Here is a 15,874-nt window from a genome sequence, read left to right as displayed (position 1 = left end):
ACTATAAATCTTTTTTACCTATTAATACTGCCCCTACAATCCCTGCAAGAATGAGAACTGATGCCAGTTCAAAAGGCAAAACATATTCGTTAAACAATAATCGACCAAGGTTTTTGGTTAATCCAATTGATGAATCTACATTTCCTGCAAAACTGTTTCCTTTAAGTCCTTTGAAAGCACCTAAAACTCCAATTAAAAGAATCCCTGCGGTGAAAACTCCGATGAATTTTGTGAGGTTCTGCTTTTTGCTTTCGTTACCTTTATTTAAATTCAACATCATCAGTACATAAAGGAATAAAACCATGATGGCTCCTGCATAAACAATCACTTGAACAATTCCTAAAAACTGTGCATTAAGCAAGATATACAATGCGGCGATAGAAAAGAAAGTGATGATCAAGGAAAGAATAGCGTAAAGTGGATTTCTAGCAAATACAAAATACACTGCACTTGCTACAGCCATCAATGCTACAATGAAAAATATAATCTGTTCCATTTATTTTACTGATTTTTTTTGTAACTCACTCTGTCTTTCAGAAATGTCAATTCTCGCATTGATTTTTTCTACCAATTTATCTTTTCCATACACGAAACTTCCGCGGTTGGTTTCTACATCAACCAATCTATCGGTAAGGTAAATCGCTGATTTCGGGCAGGCTTCTTCGCACATTCCGCAGAAAATACATCTCAGCATATTGATTTCATAAACTGATGCATATTTTTCTTCTCTGTAAAGATCTTTTTCCTCCTTGGTTCTTTCGGCAGCAGTCATGGTGATGGCTTCTGCAGGGCACGCAACGGCGCAAAGCCCACAAGCTGTACAGCGTTCTCTACCTTCTTCATCACGTTTCAAAACGTGTTGTCCGCGCCATACTTTTGCCCTTGGTTTTTGTACTTCTGGGTAAGAATATACTTTGCCTTTGCTACCGGCAAGCGCGTGTTTCATGGTAATCGCCATTCCCTTGAAGATTTCCGGGAGGTATATTTTTTCCATAAAAGTCATCTCTTTGTTCGAGACTACTTTAGATCTGTTGGTCAGTTTCATATTGTTTTTGTTTTAGCTATTGGCTTAAGCTTTTTAGCATGAAAACTTTATCTAATTTTAATTATTGGGCAAAAAACACAATTACAGCTGCTGTGATCAGTAAGTTCACCAACGCAAGCGGTATAAGGGTTTTCCAACCGAGATGCATCAGTTGATCGTATCGAAATCTTGGGATCGTCCAACGAATCCACATGAAAATGATGATTCCTAAGATTACTTTTGAAAGCATCGCAACGATACTTAAAATTCCTGCTACGTTTTCTCCCCAGTTTTCAGAGACCCAATTGATTCCTGGATAATTGAAACCTCCAAAGAATAAAGTAGCAATCAATGCATTCGAAATAAACATATTTACATATTCCCCAAACATATATTGCCCGAAGTTCATCGATGAATATTCGGTCATATATCCGTTCACCAATTCAGATTCACATTCCGGTAAATCGAAAGGGTGACGATTGGTTTCTGCTAAAGCAGCAACGAAGAAAATAATAAACGCCAATGGTTGATAGAAAATGTTCCAGTTCATTCCGTCCGCAGGAATAAAGCCCCAAATTTTTCCTGTTCCTTGTGATGAAGTAATGAAATGTAAATCTAAACTTCCTGACATCAAAATGATTGAAAGCAAAGAAAGTCCCATCGCCAATTCATAAGAAATCATCTGTGAAGATGCACGGATCGCTCCAATTAAGGAATATTTGTTGTTTGAAGCCCAACCACCGATCATCATTCCGTAAACTCCGATTGAAACCATTCCGATCAGGTAAAGTACGCCGATATCGATGTTGGCAACTTGAATATCAAATGAAGTTCCACCGATGTTCAAAGTTTTTCCCCACGGAATAACCGCTCCGGTAATCAATGAAACAAACATGGTGATTCCTGGTCCGAGATAGAAAAGGAATTTATCGGCATTTTGGGGAACAAATCCTTCTTTGAAGAAGAGTTTTCCACCATCTGCTAATGGCTGAAAAAGCCCGAAAGGTCCGGCTCTGTTAGGACCAATTCTATCCTGCAATACCGCAGCCAATTTTCGTTCGCCCCAAGTAGAGTAGGCTGCAACCCCCATCGATAGAGCGAAAAGGGCAAGAACTAGAATGATTTTAAAGGTAATTAATTCCATAGGTAATATCATTTGAAATTTAAATATGACAAAAACATATTCAAATTAAATCGTTTTCAAATTAAATTATTTCGTCTTTTTCGCCGATTTCTTTAGCATCAGGATTGTTCAAAAGACTGATCATATTTTTCGGCTTTTCATAATGGTTAAGAGAAATTACCGAATGTCTGTCGATATGTCTTGGTCCTTCGATGTTCCAGTATTTAAGGTCTTTTTTCTCAAAACGGCACTCGTTACAGATCCATTCTTCGACTTCATCATATTGGTCTTTTCTGGCAGTTACTCTGATGATCTCTTCACCTTTCATCCAAAGAACGGCTTTACCAGAACATTTTTCACATTTGCAAGTAGCATTCATCGGTTTTGTAAACCAAACTCTGCTCGCAAATCTCGCGGTTTTGTCGGTTAATGCTCCTACTGGACAAACATCAATCACGTTTCCGATGAAATCATTATCCAATGCCTTATTCAAATAAGTAGAAATTTCTGCATGTTCCCCTCTGAAAAGGATTCCGTGTTCGCGTTTTTCGGTTAATTGATTTGCGGTTAACACACATCTTGCACATAAAATACAACGGTTCATGTGTAATTTGATGTTCGGACCGATATCTTCAGGTTCGAAAGTTCTTCTTTCAAATTCGGTTCTGGTTCCTTCAACACCATGTTCGTAACCTAAATCTTGCAAATGACATTCACCGGCTTGGTCGCAAACAGGGCAATCAAGTGGGTGATTGATCAGCAAAAATTCGGTTACCGCTTTTCTGGCTTCCTGAGTTTTTTCCGAGGTCAGGTTTTTCACTTCCATTCCGTCCATCACACTGGTTCGGCAACTTGCAACGAGTTTCGGCATCGGTCGCGAATCAGCATCTGAACCTTTAGAAACTTCTACGAGGCAAGTTCTGCATCTACCACCGCTGGATTCCAACGGTTTGTAATAGCACATTGCAGGAGGTACAGATTTTCCGCCGATTTGTCGGGCTGCTTCCAGAATCGAAGTTCCGGGCAAAACTTCTGTAGTCTGTCCGTCAATAGTGATCTTAAATTTTTTAATTTCTTCGCTCATTATAGATGAATTCAAAAATGAATTAATTATTTTTTCGTGTTAAAGGTATATCCAATACCGAAATTCACTTGTGCAAATGCAAAATCTTGCATCGCTTTATCTGGTTTGTTATTCAGTGTCGTTTTTATATCGGGCATATTGATGTAGCCCACTTTTCCTTCTACTCTTGCCATCCAATGTTTCCAAAAGATAACATTGATGTTGGTTCTCGCATCAGCTCCGAAACCTGCAACGTGAAAACGGTCGCTTCTTTCGTTTCCGAATAGTTTCACATTACTTTTTGGCATCATCATTCCAACTCCGCCACCGTAACTCCATACGATATCAACATTTTTCTTGCTCGATAGCGATTTATATTTTTCTAAACCGATATTGATGTAATTCAACCCATCAGTATGCTCAAAAGTGAGAAACTGCTCATCGGTTAAATCAACTTGCCCGTTTTGTACCATTCCTGCATAAACCGGATCGGAAATATGACCTTTAAAATCAGCCACTTGATCCTGATCCATCACATATTTCATGTGATCTTGCGCAATAACTAAAGCTAAATGATCTTTAATAAAATATCCTAACCTAAAATTAAATTGCGGAATGGATAAACTCCCCGGATTCACATAATCTAAACTCAAAGGCGATGGTCGGTCGTGAGCCACTACATTTTCTAAAGTGAAATCGTAGTCAGCCCCTTTGAATCGGATATCAGAATTGGTAAATCCAGCTCTGTTCCATCCCCAAAAAACGAACATCTGTCCTTTTTTTGAAAGAGGTTTTACCTCCAAATCAAAGTTATCAGATATTTCCTGGGTTGAATGGGTTTCTTGGGCAAATCCCAAATTGCTTCCCAAAAAAACAAGTACAATTATTTTAAAGAACTTCTTCATCTTATTCTGCTTTCGCAGCTACAGGGATTGGATCGGCATAATTTGCCAGTCCATAATTTCTTGTTAAAGCTTCAGGATTATCAATGTGCCATTCGAATTCGTCGCGGAAATGACGGATTGCTGCTGCAACCGGCCACGCTGCGGCATCACCGAGTGGACAAATGGTATTTCCTTCTATTTTTCTCTGAATATCCCAAAGCAAATCGATATCTGCCATGGTTCCTTGTCCATTTTCAATTTTTTTCAATATTCTGTACATCCAACCGGTTCCTTCTCGGCAAGGCGTACATTGTCCACAACTTTCGTGCATGTAGAAATGCGCAAGAGTTAAGGTATGTTTTACCACACACTGGTCTTCATCTAAAACGATAAATCCGCCTGAACCCATCATCGTTCCGGTAGCAAATCCACCATCAGATAATGATTCGTAATTCATATATCTCGGTTCACCGTTGATGGTTTTCAATAATAAATTGGCTGGAACAATCGGCACAGAACTTCCTCCAGGAATACATGCTTTCAATTTTTTACCGTTTGGAATTCCACCACAATATTCATCAGAATAAATGAATTCTTCAACGGTAATCGTCATATCGATTTCATAAACTCCCGGTTTGTTGATATTTCCACAAGCGGAGATCAGTTTTGTTCCGGTAGAACGTCCAACACCGATTTTTGCATATTCGGCACCGGTAATATTGATGATCGGTACAACAGCTGCGATGGTTTCAACATTGTTCACAACGGTTGGAGATTCCCAAAGTCCTTTTACTGCAGGGAAAGGTGGTTTCAAACGAGGATTTCCTCTTTTTCCTTCCAAAGATTCCAAAAGTGCAGTTTCTTCACCACAAATATAAGCTCCAGCACCACGATGAACATAAATTTCTAAATCGTAGCCGGTTCCTAAAATATTTTTTCCTAAAAATCCTGCTTTTTTGGCTTCTTCAATAGCCTCTTCCAAGATATCGGGAATCCATGAATATTCACCACGGATATAGATATACGAAGTATTGGCACCTAATGCGAAAGATGAAATAATCATTCCTTCGATCAAAAGATGCGGAATGTATTCCATTAAGTATCGGTCTTTGAAAGTTCCCGGTTCAGATTCGTCGGCATTTACTACCAAATATCTTGCTACGCCTTCTGGTTTTGCGAGGAAACTCCACTTCATTCCGGTTGGGAAACCTGCTCCTCCACGACCTCTCAATCCGGAAGTTTTTACTTCTTCGGTGATTTCATCTGGAGTCATTTTCAGGGCCTTTTCCACAGCTTCATAACCGCCTTGTTTGCGGTAAACATCGAAGTAGCGGATTCCTTCTACATGGGCGTCTTTAAGTAAAAGTTTTTTACTCATTTTTTAATCGATATTAGTCTAAAGCGATGGCTCCCTGTCTGCAAAGTTCCAGGATTTCATCTACTTTTTCTTTTGTTAAATTTTCGTGATAAAACTTGCCCAATTGCATCATAGGTGCATAGCCGCAAGCTCCGAGGCATTCTGCCGGTTTCAGGGTGAAAAGTCCGTCGGCAGTAGTTTCTCCGTTTTTAATGTTTAGGGTTTGGCGAATATGGTTTAAGATATCGTCGCTTCCTTTCAACATACATGGTCCGGTTTGGCAAATTTCCAATACATATTTTCCTACCGGTTTCATATTGAACATGGTGTAGAAAGTTGCTACTTCGTACACTTCAATAGGTTTAATGCTTAGCAATGAAGCTACATAATCCATCACAGGAACATCTAGCCAGCCGCCAAATTCTTTTTGTGCAACATGCAGGATCGGAATTAGGGCAGATTTTTGCTTTCCTTCCGGATATCTTGCGATAATTTTATTTACCTGTTCTAGGGTTTCAGGTTTAAAAGCAATAGTTTCGCTCATATTTAAAGATTTTAGATTTTAGATTTTAGATTTTAGATGAAAATCGTAGTTCTAAAAATCCTATCATTTTTGATATTAATTTATATTTAAAGAGTTTAGATTAATTTAAAATTTATAATCTAAAATCAACAATTTCTTTTACGCATCGAGTTCTCCTGCGATTACGTTCATACTACACATCGTTACGATGGCATCGGAAATCATTCCGCCTTTGATCATCTCCGGATATGCTTGATAGTAGATGAAACAAGGTCTGCGGAAATGTAATCGGTAAGGCGTTCTACCACCGTCGCTCACAAGATAGAAACCTAATTCTCCGTTTCCGCCTTCAACAGCGTTGTATACTTCACCAACTGGAACTTCAGTTTCCCCCATCACGATTTTAAAGTGATAGATTAAAGCTTCCATTTTGTTATAAACATCCGCTTTTTCTGGAAGATAAAATTCAGGAACATCCGCATGGAAAGGTCCATCTGGTAAATTTTTGTAAGCTTGTTCGATGATTTTCAAACTTTCCCAAACTTCTTGTTGTCTTACCATAAATCGGTCATAAGTATCACCAGAAGTTCCTACTGGAATAATGAAATCGAAATCGTTGTAAGAGGAGTAAGGGCTTGCTACGCGAACATCATAATCTACACCAGTTGCGCGAAGGTTAGGTCCCGTGAAACCATAGCTCAATGCTCTTTCTGCGGAGATAGGTCCGGCTTTGATGGTTCTGTCCATGAAGATTCGGTTTCTTTCATTCAATGCACAGAATTCTCCCCAGATTTTCGGGAATTTCTTTAACCAGTTTTGTAGAAGCTCATGGAATTTCGGATTGAAATCTCTTTCAAAACCACCAATTCTTCCCATGTTTGTGGTCATTCTAGCTCCACAAATTTGCTCATACATTTCATATATTTTTTCTCTTTCTTGGAAAAGATAAGTAAGTCCTGTGATAGCACCAGCATCCATTGCGATTACTCCGTTGCAAATCATGTGGTCGGCAATTCTCGCCAATTCCATCATAATTACCCTCATGTAATCAACTCTTTTAGGAACTTCACAACCGATGAGTTTTTCAACGGTAAGATGCCATCCGATGTTATTAATTGGGGCAGAACAATAATTCATCCTGTCGGTAAGAGTAGTGATTTGGGCGAAATTTCTTCTTTCAGAAATCTTTTCAAAAGCACGGTGAATATAACCGATGGTTTGCTCGGAGTGGAGAATTCTTTCCCCGTCCATCGTAAGAACGTTTTGGAAAATACCGTGGGTAGCCGGGTGTGTAGGACCCAAATTCAGGGTATAAAGTTGCCCATCAATATGTTCTTTTGATTCTTGCTGGCTGAGTATATTGGATAGCGCGTTGTCTTTCATAATTGCTGGTGGCTTTTGGCTTTTGGCGGAATGTGGAATGTAATCTGCTAAAAGCGGTGTACATTTTTATCTTCCGAACATTTTGTCATCTTTATCGGTTCTGGTACCATCTTCTAGGCGATATTCCTTTAATAGTGGATGGTAGTCAATATCTTCCATATTGAGGATAACCCGAAGATCCGGATGACCTTTAAATTTAACTCCGTAGAATTCAAAAGTTTCTCTCTCCATCCAGTTTGCACCAGCATAAAGATCGGTCATTGAATCTACTTCAGCATTTTCTTTCGGCATAAATGTTTTGAGACGAATCCTAAAGTTGGTCATCATATTGTGGAGATGATACACGACTCCGATTTCTTTCGCCGGATTCTCAGGGTAGTGAATACCACAAATATCTGTAAGAAAATTAATTTCTAAAGAAGAATCTTTAAGGTAATGGATTACTTTTTTGATATCCTCTTTCTTTATTTCTATCGTGAGAAGACCATAAGGTTCCGAATGGGTAATCACCGATTCCGGAAATTCTCTTGTAATTGCTTCTAAAACGAATTCGTTTGTCATTTCAATTAATTTATGTCGTAGGATTCGAGTAAGTCTTTGTATTCTGGCATGTCTCTTCTGCGGATGCTTTCGCTTTCGCAAAGTGCTTGTACCTGCATTACACCTTCGATGATTTGCTCAGGTCTTGGTGGGCAACCGGGAACGTATACGTCTACCGGAATAATTTTATCAATTCCCTGCAAAACAGAATAGGTATCGAAAATACCACCACTGGAGGCACATGCACCAACGGCAATTACCCATTTAGGTTCTGCCATTTGGGTGTAAACCTGCTTCAATACAGGACCTAATTTTTTCGAAATGGTGCCACAAACCATCAACATATCTGCTTGTCTAGGTGAGAATGAGTTTCTCTCCATCCCGAATCGGGAAGCATCGTAAGTAGGGTTCAGTACGGCCATGAATTCAATACCGCAACAAGAAGTAGCAAATGGCAACGGCCAAAGAGAATATTTTCTGGCCATACCGATGACGCTGCTGAGTTTGGTGGCAAAGAAACCTTCACCCTCAAAACCTTCAGGCGGTTCAGCATCCATTCTAATGATTGGTTTAGTATCTGACATTTTTTTTGTTTTCTTTAGATTAATTAAAGTAAATGAAACAAGATTACCTGTCCCAGTCTAAGGCACCGCGTTTCCAAACATAAGTGAAAGCGATGAAGAATACTGCAATGAAAGTAAGTACAGCAAGAAATCCTTCAACCCCAAATTCACGGATGTTCACCGCATAAGGATAGAAGAACACGATTTCGATATCGAAAAGTACAAATAGAATTGCAGTAAGAAAATATTTTACAGAAAAAGGGTTTCTTGCATTTCCCTCTACTTCTACACCACACTCAAAACTTTCGTTTTTCTTTATAGTTGAAGCCTTTTGCCTTGGTCCTAAAAAGTGTGTTCCTAAAATACAAAGTACAACGAATCCAAAGCCTACAGCGATCTGTATAAGAATTGGAAGATAGTTTTCTGGGATATTCATGTCTACATTATTTTCTCAATATGCAAATTTAATGAATAATGTGAGAAAGAGGAAATTTAAGCCCGAAATTTATCTGCCAATAGGTGATTTAGTATAATTTAGAATCAATAAAAATAACTATTTCTTTCCCGAATTTTTTAGTCTCTTCAAAACCAAATAAGCAACATAACCAATATACAAAAACAAGAAACTAGCGAACAAAATATTGATCAACGTATTCAATCGCTCATCTGCAACTTGAAAAAACTGATTGTAGACGATGAAGGCAACAATCATCAATAAATAAAAGTACAGCTGCTTCTTCATTTTTAAATTTCTTTGGAGTAGGTTCTTCTTCTTTTATGATTCACCGGATTGTAATCTTGCCATAAAACTTGTACACTTTTATTTTCCTCAAGTTCCGGGTTGGTTTCAGCAAATTTAATCCCCATTTTATTGAATCTTACAAAAATTTCCTTGAAGATAATCGCTGTAACACCACGTCGTTGATATTCCGGATGAATGCCAATCAGATAGAAATTGGCACGATCGTTTTTCTTTCCTGCTTGCAAAAAATGCCACCATCCAAATGGCCAAAGTTTCCCTTTGGATTTCTGCAAAGCTCTAGAGTAGGAAGGCATCGTAATAGCAAATGCAACCAACTCGTGGTTTTCATCTTCTACACAAATCACATAATTTTTATCGATGAAAGGGAAATATTTTTCGCGATAGGTTTTTATCTGTTCATCAGAAATAGGAGTGTAGGTAGAGAGCGTGTTATAGGTTTGATCGAGCAATTTGAACATAGGTTCTACCAAAGGCAGAATTTCTTTTTTATTCTTGAAGTCAATTACTCTCAGTTTGTATTTTTGTGCAATGAGATTACTGAATTTTTCTACTTTTTCGGGTAAAATGGTAGGGAAATTCATCTCAAATTCTACCCATTCTTTTTCCTTTACGAAACCTAATTTTTCGATATGTTTCGGGTAATAATCGTAGTTGTAAAGCCCAATCATGGTTGCTAATTTATCAAACCCCATCGTCAACATTCCTGCTTTATCGAGGTTGGTAAAACCCATCGGACCTTCAATTTTTCCAATATTTTTTTCTTGAGCAAATTCTATTGCTTTATTTATCAAAGCTTTAGAAACTTCGAAATCATCAATGAAATCAAACCAACCAAATCGTACTTTCTTTATTCCTAGTTCTTTTTCTTCCTTGTGGTTGATCATTACCGCAATTCGTCCAACAATTTTCTCATTTTTTAAGGCGAGAAATTGCTTAGCCTCCGAATAGCTTAAGGCCGGATTTTCAGCTGGATTCCAAATATTTTTCTCATCATTTATTAAGGAAGGAACATAATTTTCATTATTTTTGTAAAGTTCCATTGGAAATTTGATGAAATTTTTTAGATCATTTTGAGTTTTTACTTCAATTATAGAGATTTTGGACATTGTTTTTTATTTGAAGAAACAAATATAATTGTTTAAAACAAATATCAAAACTTTGGCACATTTTTTACATCAATAAAGCGACTTCAAAATCTATTAAAATAAGATAAAATGACAGGATATTATTTAATTATTGGGCTTTCAATGCTCGTAAGTTGGTTGGTTTCTTCCAGACTAAAATCTAAATTTGAACATTACTCACAAGTGCACCTACGAAACGGGATGTCCGGGAAAGAAGTGGCTGAAAAAATGTTGAGAGATAATGGCATTAATGATGTTCAGGTGATTTCTGTTCCTGGTCAGTTGACCGATCATTATAATCCAGCGAATAAAACGGTAAACTTATCTGAAGCGGTTTATATGCAAAGAAATGCAGCTGCAGCAGCGGTTGCGGCTCACGAATGTGGTCACGCAGTTCAGCATGCGGTCGGATATTCGATGTTGCAACTCAGATCCAAATTGGTTCCGATTGTGAATATCAGCTCCAATTTAATGCAGTTTGTACTCATTGCCGGTATCGGTTTGATGGCCGCAACAAGATCCATCGAAAATCCGAATGGGAACACAACCGTTTTAACAATTGGCGTATTGATGTTTGCCGTAACTACTTTATTTGCATTCGTTACTTTGCCGGTTGAATACGACGCGAGCAACAGAGCAATGAAATGGTTGAAAGACACTGGAACCGTAACTGCAGAAGAATATTTTGGCGTTCAAGATTCATTGAAATGGGCTGCCAGAACGTATTTGGTAGCAGCTTTGGGATCATTGGCACAATTGCTTTATTGGGCTTCAATGCTGATGGGAAGAAGAGACTAAATTTATAGAAATTCGAAAGAAATATGTTGCATCTCGGACAATTGTTCCGAGATGTTTTCTTTTAAAGAAGTTTTAATTTTGGCTTTAATGGTACATTTTTCATTGGTCAAAAAGTCCGTTATTTTGCCATCGAATTTATTCAGCAAAGTGAATATCTGGTTTTGTTGATGAAATTCAAAATTGATTTCAATATCAGATTCCAATTCTTTGGTGATGATTTCCGCTTCTTCCAGAGCCAGTTTTGCGGATTCTTTGTATGCTTTCACCAATCCCGAAACACCCAATTTGGTTCCGCCGTAATATCGAACCACGATCACCAAAACATTGGTAATGTCGTGCGCTAACAATTGATTGTAAATCGGCAATCCTGCACTTCCAGATGGTTCGCCGTCATCATTGGCGCGGTAATTTTCACCTTTCATTCCATAGCGAAAAGCGTAGCAGTGGTGGGTTGCTTTCGGATGTTCTTCTCGGATTTTGTCTAAGAATTTTTTAATGTCATTTTCATCATTTAATGGAAATGCAAACCCCAGAAATTTACTTCCTTTCTCTTTTGAAAGGACGTTTTCTATTCCAGATTTTATTGTGTTAAAAGAGAATTCCAAGGATTAATAATTTTTGTAAAATTTCACTTTATTGTCTCTGAAATTTTCAGTTTTATAATTTTCAGCATGGAAATCCGGAGCTTTTGTTCCGTTTCCTAAAATCAGATTTTCATTTTTAATGACAATGGCTTCATCCCAAATTCCGGCGTCGATAAATTGTTGCAAAGTATAACTTCCACCTTCCACGAGCACAGATTGAATTTGTTGTTCGTAAAGAATTTTCATCAGACTTTCTATAAAATTATCTTTTTCTGTTTTAATGAATTGTATGTTTCCTTCCACCGAATTTTTCACGGTATTTAAAACCAAAGTTGGCGCTTCTTCATTATAAATACTGAAATTTTCAGGAACTTTTAATTCGAAATCAATCAGAATTCTTACCGGATTTCTTCCGGATAATTCGCGAGTTGTCAGCGAAGGATTATCATTCAAAGCGGTGTTGGTTCCGACCAAAATTGCGTGTTCTTCACTTCTTAAATGATGCACAAATTGCTTGGTCAATGGATTTCCGATTTGCGTAGGTTGAAAGTTTTGATCTAAAAATTTGTCTCCTGATTCGGCCCATTTTAAAAGGATAAAAGGTCTTTTTTTCTGATGAAAAGTGAAAAATCGTTTGTTAAGTTCTCTGCATTCCTGCTCTAGAATTCCTGAAACGACTTCAATTCCCGCATTTTCGATTAAATTTTTTCCTTTTCCATTCACTTTTTCGTGAGAATCTAATGTTCCGATGACCACTTTTTTAAATCCAATTTCAATAATTTTATTGGCACATGGCGGAGTTTTCCCGAAATGGGAACAAGGCTCCAAGGAAACATAAATTGTAGAATCTTTCAACAACTCCGGATTCTCAACCGAATTGATGGCGTTGATTTCTGCATGATTTTGACCGGCTTTTTCATGAAATCCTTCACCTATTATTTTTCCGTTATGCACAATCACGCTTCCTACCAAAGGATTTGGATAAGTTTTTCCGGTTGCTTTTTGGGCAAGCTCGATGCAGCGTTTGATGTAGATTTCGTCGGTCATTTTGGTTTAGATACTATTTTTTTAATGAAAAACACCCAACTTTTGCCGGGTGTTTGATGTGATTTTCTATTAAAATTATTTTCCGGATGAAGCTTCTATAACTTTTAATTGATCGAAATTCTCAATGCTTTCATCTCTAGGAATATATTGTTCCTGAAAAAGCGTTTTCGAACGTTGCTTCGATTGATTCAGAAAAAATTCGGTTCCGTCAACTTCCACCGGATTAGCAATCGACAAAATACTTGCAGCCACTTCTTGAGCTTTTGCAAAAGATAAAGTGCCAATTAGCATCAACAAAAAAAGCTTTTTAATCATGATTTTCCTTATTGATTTTCTCCGGATAAAATTTTGTGCAAACTCTGTTTCATCGCTTCCAATTGAGATTTTTTCTCGTCGATTTTCTCGAAAGTGTCTTTCAATAAAGGATTTTCGCGAGTCGAATTGCTGAAGAAACTTAGGTTGTTTTCCATTTTTACGATTTCAGCTTCCAAATCAGCAATTTGATTTTTGATTTTTCTTGCTTTATCGGTCAATTGATTTTCAGAAAGTCCTTCTTCTTTCAAATCAAATTCGAAGATTTTGTTGAGTTTCAGCTTTTCTCTCAGCGTTTTGTTGAATTCTGTATTGATGCCGATTTTTTCGCGAGGAACCTTTCCGATATTGTTCCAATTGGTTTTGATGGCTTCGATTTTTTCAATACTTCCGTCCTCGTTCGTGATTTCTTTCAACTGATCGAGAAGTTGTTTTTTATTTTTGAAATTTTCTTTCCAATTGTCGCTTACAGCATTGTTTTTCTCACGATAATTATTGAAAAATGTATTGCAAGCTTCGCGGAATTCGTCCCAAACTTTGTTGGTCATACTTCTTGGAACGTGACCGATTTTTTTCCAGTCTTCTTGAAGCTTTTTGAAAAGCGGAACAGTAATTTCCCAATCTTCGGAAAGACTGTTGTCTTTCGCAGTTTGGATGAGTTTTAGCTTTTCTTCTAAGTTGGTTTGCTGGTTGTTTTTTAAACCTTTATAAAATTCGTTTTTCTTGGTGTTGAAATTTCTAAGATTTACTTTGAAATCATTCCAGTTTTGGTTGGATTCTTTTCTCGGAACACTTCCCAATTTCAAAAATTCTGTTCTTAAATCCTCAATTTTTTTGATGGAATTTTGCCAGTAATTGTGGTTGGGTTCTTTTTCAGGATTACTGATTTTTATAATTTCCTCGATGATTTTATTTTTCTTCTCGAGGTTGGCTTGCTGTTCTTGCTCGATGTGTGCAGAAAGCTCAGATTTTCGTTCATGAATTTTATTGGATAATTCTTTGAATTCTTCCCAAGTTTTCTCTCTGAATTCCTCGGCAACTGGCTCTGCTTCTTCTTTCCAAAGTTTGTGCAGATATTGAAGTTCGTTCAGTGCTTTTTGCACAGTAGGTTCTTTTTCAAGTTCTTTTGCTCTTTCGATAATGTGCAACCTTTTCTCCAAATTATGCGCATATTCCTGCTCCATATATTCTTTGTTCATGTCCAACATTTGATAAAATTGATTCAAATGATGGAAATAATTATTGTTGAGCAGTTTGAATTCGGATTTTGCTACTTGTCCGGCATTTTTCCAAGCTTCTTTAATTTCGCGGATGGCTTTAAAAAGATTGGTTCCAGCTTCAGTATTGGTATAAAGATGCTTGAGTTGTTCGATGATATTTTGCCTTTCTTCCAGGTTTTTAGAATGATTTTCTTCCTGCTGTTTAGCGTATTTTTCATTCTTTTCACGGAAAATATGAATAAAGCTTGAAAGTTTTGCCTGCATCGGATGATGAAAAGTGAAATTTTCTTCCGGATTTCCTGCTGAAACAAATTCGCTTTTCTGATTCTCGGTTTCATCATGGATGAAATGGTTAGCTTGCTCTTTTAACTGATTGAATCTTCTGAAATAAGAACCCGCATTTTCTTTATTGATAAGGGTTTCCATTTCTTGTAAAACTTCCGGTAATGTCAAATGAGCTACATTTTCCAACTCATCATCTTGGTGCAAGTCGTGAGGTTCTCCGTCGTCTGCTTTTTCAGGATCGATTTCAGAAAGTACTTTTCCCTGAGGAATTTCTACCGATTTTTGAGTGTCCACATCTGCTTGATGTTCAGGAGCTTTCTGTAAGACTTCTGCCGAATTTTCCGGATTTTCTTCAGTAGTTTCTACCGGATTTTCAGCTTGTGCTTCTGTGCTTTTTTCTGCGGAAACCTCTTCGGTGATAGGTTTTTTCTCATTGTGGTCAGAGATTGAATCTTCTGTAATCATAGCAAACGTTTTATTAATATTAAAAAGGGCAAAATTTCTTTATCATCAATAGTATGGGTAACTAAAGCACTAAATTAACTTATTTTTATTAAAACTTCCAAATTTCCCAGTTTTTTTCTGCTTGTTGCTCAAGCATATAGAATCCATTCACTGTTTTTGCGCCTTTTTCAGCTGCCTTTTTGATGAAACTGGTGTAATTGGGATTATAAATCAGGTCGATAATTAAATGATTTTCGGTAATTCCTTCAAACGGAAATTTCAAACAATCATCCACATTCGGGAAAGTTCCGACGGGCGTACATTGGATAATTAACGGATGCTGTGCAACTATTTCGGAATTGAGATTTTCATAGTTAAGATCCGTGTTCCTGGAAACGGTTTGGTAAGGAATCTGATGTTTTTCCAAAACATATTGTACAGCTTTTGCAGCGCCGCCATTTCCTAAAACAATCGCGGAATGATGGATGTTTTTTCGGTGAAGCAACAACGTTTTTTCAAAACCGTAAACATCGGTATTAAAACCTTTTTTGATGCCGTTTTTTATTAAAATACAATTGACGGCTCCGGTTTTTTGTGCTTCATCGCTAAGTTCATCGAGATAAGGGATGATTTTCTCTTTGTAAGGAATCGTCACGTTTAGCCCCAATAAATCTGGTGTTTTGAGGATGTTTTCAATTCCGGAAAGGTCTTGTAAATCGTATACGTCGTAGGCGTAATTTTTCAGCATCAACCGCTGAAATTTGTCTTCAAAATATTTTTTAGAAAAGGAGTACGAAATATTTTTCCCGATGATTCCTAATTTTATTGATTCCATTC

Annotated in this window: 19 protein-coding genes; 1 reads left to right on the top strand and 18 read right to left on the bottom strand. The window is 37.4% G+C overall.

Annotated features, from left to right (window positions below; all coding sequences use genetic code 11):
• Window position 1 precedes the first annotated feature (1 nt).
• From NOV28_RS05100 to NOV28_RS05040, 13 genes are all read right to left on the bottom strand, one after another.
• Window positions 2-496, bottom strand: coding sequence for an NADH-quinone oxidoreductase subunit J family protein (locus NOV28_RS05100; RefSeq protein WP_255928256.1), 495 nt, complete (start codon window positions 494-496; stop codon window positions 2-4).
• Window positions 497-1,045, bottom strand: a complete 549-nt coding sequence (locus NOV28_RS05095) for a NuoI/complex I 23 kDa subunit family protein (RefSeq protein ID WP_255928254.1) — start codon at window positions 1,043-1,045, stop codon at window positions 497-499. It abuts the gene before it with no gap.
• A gap of 61 nt (window positions 1,046-1,106) precedes the next feature.
• Window positions 1,107-2,168, bottom strand: coding sequence for an NADH-quinone oxidoreductase subunit NuoH (nuoH, locus tag NOV28_RS05090; RefSeq protein ID WP_255928252.1), 1,062 nt, complete (start codon window positions 2,166-2,168; stop codon window positions 1,107-1,109).
• Window positions 2,169-2,229: 61 nt separating this feature from the next.
• Window positions 2,230-3,231 (bottom strand): NADH-quinone oxidoreductase subunit G, encoded by a 1,002-nt coding sequence (locus NOV28_RS05085; RefSeq protein WP_255928250.1) that lies wholly within the window; start codon window positions 3,229-3,231, stop codon window positions 2,230-2,232.
• Window positions 3,232-3,257: 26 nt separating this feature from the next.
• Complete coding sequence (locus NOV28_RS05080; protein WP_255928248.1) at window positions 3,258-4,115, bottom strand: hypothetical protein; 858 nt, start codon at window positions 4,113-4,115, stop codon at window positions 3,258-3,260.
• Window position 4,116: 1 nt separating this feature from the next.
• Window positions 4,117-5,472, bottom strand: coding sequence for an NADH-quinone oxidoreductase subunit NuoF (nuoF, locus tag NOV28_RS05075; protein ID WP_255928246.1), 1,356 nt, complete (start codon window positions 5,470-5,472; stop codon window positions 4,117-4,119).
• A gap of 13 nt (window positions 5,473-5,485) precedes the next feature.
• Window positions 5,486-5,995: an NADH-quinone oxidoreductase subunit NuoE family protein gene (locus NOV28_RS05070; RefSeq protein WP_255928244.1), complete on the bottom strand. Its 510-nt coding sequence runs from the start codon at window positions 5,993-5,995 to the stop codon at window positions 5,486-5,488.
• A 138-nt stretch (window positions 5,996-6,133) separates the two neighbouring features.
• Window positions 6,134-7,357 carry an NADH-quinone oxidoreductase subunit D gene (locus tag NOV28_RS05065; RefSeq protein ID WP_255928242.1) on the bottom strand — a complete coding sequence of 408 codons (1,224 nt, stop codon included), beginning with the start codon at window positions 7,355-7,357 and terminating at the stop codon, window positions 6,134-6,136.
• Window positions 7,358-7,423: 66 nt separating this feature from the next.
• Window positions 7,424-7,918, bottom strand: coding sequence for an NADH-quinone oxidoreductase subunit C (locus NOV28_RS05060; RefSeq protein WP_255928240.1), 495 nt, complete (start codon window positions 7,916-7,918; stop codon window positions 7,424-7,426).
• Window positions 7,919-7,923: 5 nt separating this feature from the next.
• A complete protein-coding gene (locus tag NOV28_RS05055; RefSeq protein WP_255928238.1) occupies window positions 7,924-8,481 on the bottom strand; it encodes an NADH-quinone oxidoreductase subunit B in 558 nt (185 codons plus the stop codon).
• Between the two features lie 43 nt (window positions 8,482-8,524).
• Window positions 8,525-8,896 carry an NADH-quinone oxidoreductase subunit A gene (locus NOV28_RS05050; RefSeq protein WP_255928236.1) on the bottom strand — a complete coding sequence of 124 codons (372 nt, stop codon included), beginning with the start codon at window positions 8,894-8,896 and terminating at the stop codon, window positions 8,525-8,527.
• Between the two features lie 117 nt (window positions 8,897-9,013).
• A complete protein-coding gene (locus NOV28_RS05045; protein ID WP_255928234.1) occupies window positions 9,014-9,202 on the bottom strand; it encodes a hypothetical protein in 189 nt (62 codons plus the stop codon).
• A gap of 2 nt (window positions 9,203-9,204) precedes the next feature.
• Complete coding sequence (locus NOV28_RS05040; RefSeq protein WP_255928232.1) at window positions 9,205-10,329, bottom strand: GNAT family N-acetyltransferase; 1,125 nt, start codon at window positions 10,327-10,329, stop codon at window positions 9,205-9,207.
• Window positions 10,330-10,437: 108 nt separating this feature from the next.
• Between NOV28_RS05040 and NOV28_RS05035 the strand changes: the two genes are divergently transcribed.
• Window positions 10,438-11,145 (top strand): zinc metallopeptidase, encoded by a 708-nt coding sequence (locus tag NOV28_RS05035; RefSeq protein WP_255928230.1) that lies wholly within the window; start codon window positions 10,438-10,440, stop codon window positions 11,143-11,145.
• A 2-nt stretch (window positions 11,146-11,147) separates the two neighbouring features.
• Here the strand turns inward: NOV28_RS05035 and NOV28_RS05030 are convergent, their stop codons facing one another.
• The 5 genes from NOV28_RS05030 to NOV28_RS05010 all read right to left on the bottom strand — a co-directional run bounded on the left by NOV28_RS05030 (window position 11,148) and on the right by NOV28_RS05010 (window position 15,872).
• A complete protein-coding gene (locus tag NOV28_RS05030) occupies window positions 11,148-11,750 on the bottom strand; it encodes a YigZ family protein (protein WP_255928228.1) in 603 nt (200 codons plus the stop codon).
• A 3-nt stretch (window positions 11,751-11,753) separates the two neighbouring features.
• Window positions 11,754-12,776 (bottom strand): bifunctional diaminohydroxyphosphoribosylaminopyrimidine deaminase/5-amino-6-(5-phosphoribosylamino)uracil reductase RibD, encoded by a 1,023-nt coding sequence (gene ribD, locus NOV28_RS05025; RefSeq protein ID WP_255928226.1) that lies wholly within the window; start codon window positions 12,774-12,776, stop codon window positions 11,754-11,756.
• 75 nt (window positions 12,777-12,851) lie between these two features.
• The gene (locus tag NOV28_RS05020) at window positions 12,852-13,091 is read right to left on the bottom strand and encodes an HI_0983 family protein (RefSeq protein ID WP_255928224.1); all 240 of its coding nucleotides are present in this window, start codon (window positions 13,089-13,091) and stop codon (window positions 12,852-12,854) included.
• 8 nt (window positions 13,092-13,099) lie between these two features.
• On the bottom strand, window positions 13,100-15,058 hold the full coding sequence (locus NOV28_RS05015) for a DUF349 domain-containing protein (RefSeq protein ID WP_255928222.1): 1,959 nt from the start codon (window positions 15,056-15,058) through the stop codon (window positions 13,100-13,102).
• 88 nt (window positions 15,059-15,146) lie between these two features.
• Window positions 15,147-15,872 carry a shikimate dehydrogenase family protein gene (locus tag NOV28_RS05010; RefSeq protein ID WP_255928220.1) on the bottom strand — a complete coding sequence of 242 codons (726 nt, stop codon included), beginning with the start codon at window positions 15,870-15,872 and terminating at the stop codon, window positions 15,147-15,149.
• Between the last annotated feature and the right edge of the window lie 2 nt (window positions 15,873-15,874).

This window comes from Kaistella montana (genome assembly GCF_024436175.1).
Taxonomy (GTDB): domain Bacteria; phylum Bacteroidota; class Bacteroidia; order Flavobacteriales; family Weeksellaceae; genus Kaistella; species Kaistella montana.
The sequence above is the reverse complement of the archived record's forward strand: the minus strand, read 5'-3'. Positions and strand labels throughout refer to the sequence as shown.

Coding starts and splice junctions, on each gene's coding strand:
- NOV28_RS05045 (WP_255928234.1), bottom strand. CDS start 9,202: ATGAAGAAGCAGCTGTACTTTTATTTATTGATGATTGTTGCCTTCATC.
- NOV28_RS05055 (WP_255928238.1), bottom strand. CDS start 8,481: ATGTCAGATACTAAACCAATCATTAGAATGGATGCTGAACCGCCTGAA.
- NOV28_RS05050 (WP_255928236.1), bottom strand. CDS start 8,896: ATGAATATCCCAGAAAACTATCTTCCAATTCTTATACAGATCGCTGTA.
- NOV28_RS05100 (WP_255928256.1), bottom strand. CDS start 496: ATGGAACAGATTATATTTTTCATTGTAGCATTGATGGCTGTAGCAAGT.
- NOV28_RS05085 (WP_255928250.1), bottom strand. CDS start 3,231: ATGAGCGAAGAAATTAAAAAATTTAAGATCACTATTGACGGACAGACT.
- NOV28_RS05010 (WP_255928220.1), bottom strand. CDS start 15,872: ATGGAATCAATAAAATTAGGAATCATCGGGAAAAATATTTCGTACTCC.
- NOV28_RS05065 (WP_255928242.1), bottom strand. CDS start 7,357: ATGAAAGACAACGCGCTATCCAATATACTCAGCCAGCAAGAATCAAAA.
- NOV28_RS05080 (WP_255928248.1), bottom strand. CDS start 4,115: ATGAAGAAGTTCTTTAAAATAATTGTACTTGTTTTTTTGGGAAGCAAT.
- NOV28_RS05020 (WP_255928224.1), bottom strand. CDS start 13,091: ATGATTAAAAAGCTTTTTTTGTTGATGCTAATTGGCACTTTATCTTTT.
- NOV28_RS05035 (WP_255928230.1), top strand. CDS start 10,438: ATGACAGGATATTATTTAATTATTGGGCTTTCAATGCTCGTAAGTTGG.
- NOV28_RS05070 (WP_255928244.1), bottom strand. CDS start 5,995: ATGAGCGAAACTATTGCTTTTAAACCTGAAACCCTAGAACAGGTAAAT.
- nuoF (WP_255928246.1), bottom strand. CDS start 5,472: ATGAGTAAAAAACTTTTACTTAAAGACGCCCATGTAGAAGGAATCCGC.
- NOV28_RS05040 (WP_255928232.1), bottom strand. CDS start 10,329: ATGTCCAAAATCTCTATAATTGAAGTAAAAACTCAAAATGATCTAAAA.
- NOV28_RS05060 (WP_255928240.1), bottom strand. CDS start 7,918: ATGACAAACGAATTCGTTTTAGAAGCAATTACAAGAGAATTTCCGGAA.
- NOV28_RS05095 (WP_255928254.1), bottom strand. CDS start 1,045: ATGAAACTGACCAACAGATCTAAAGTAGTCTCGAACAAAGAGATGACT.
- nuoH (WP_255928252.1), bottom strand. CDS start 2,168: ATGGAATTAATTACCTTTAAAATCATTCTAGTTCTTGCCCTTTTCGCT.
- NOV28_RS05015 (WP_255928222.1), bottom strand. CDS start 15,058: ATGATTACAGAAGATTCAATCTCTGACCACAATGAGAAAAAACCTATC.
- ribD (WP_255928226.1), bottom strand. CDS start 12,776: ATGACCGACGAAATCTACATCAAACGCTGCATCGAGCTTGCCCAAAAA.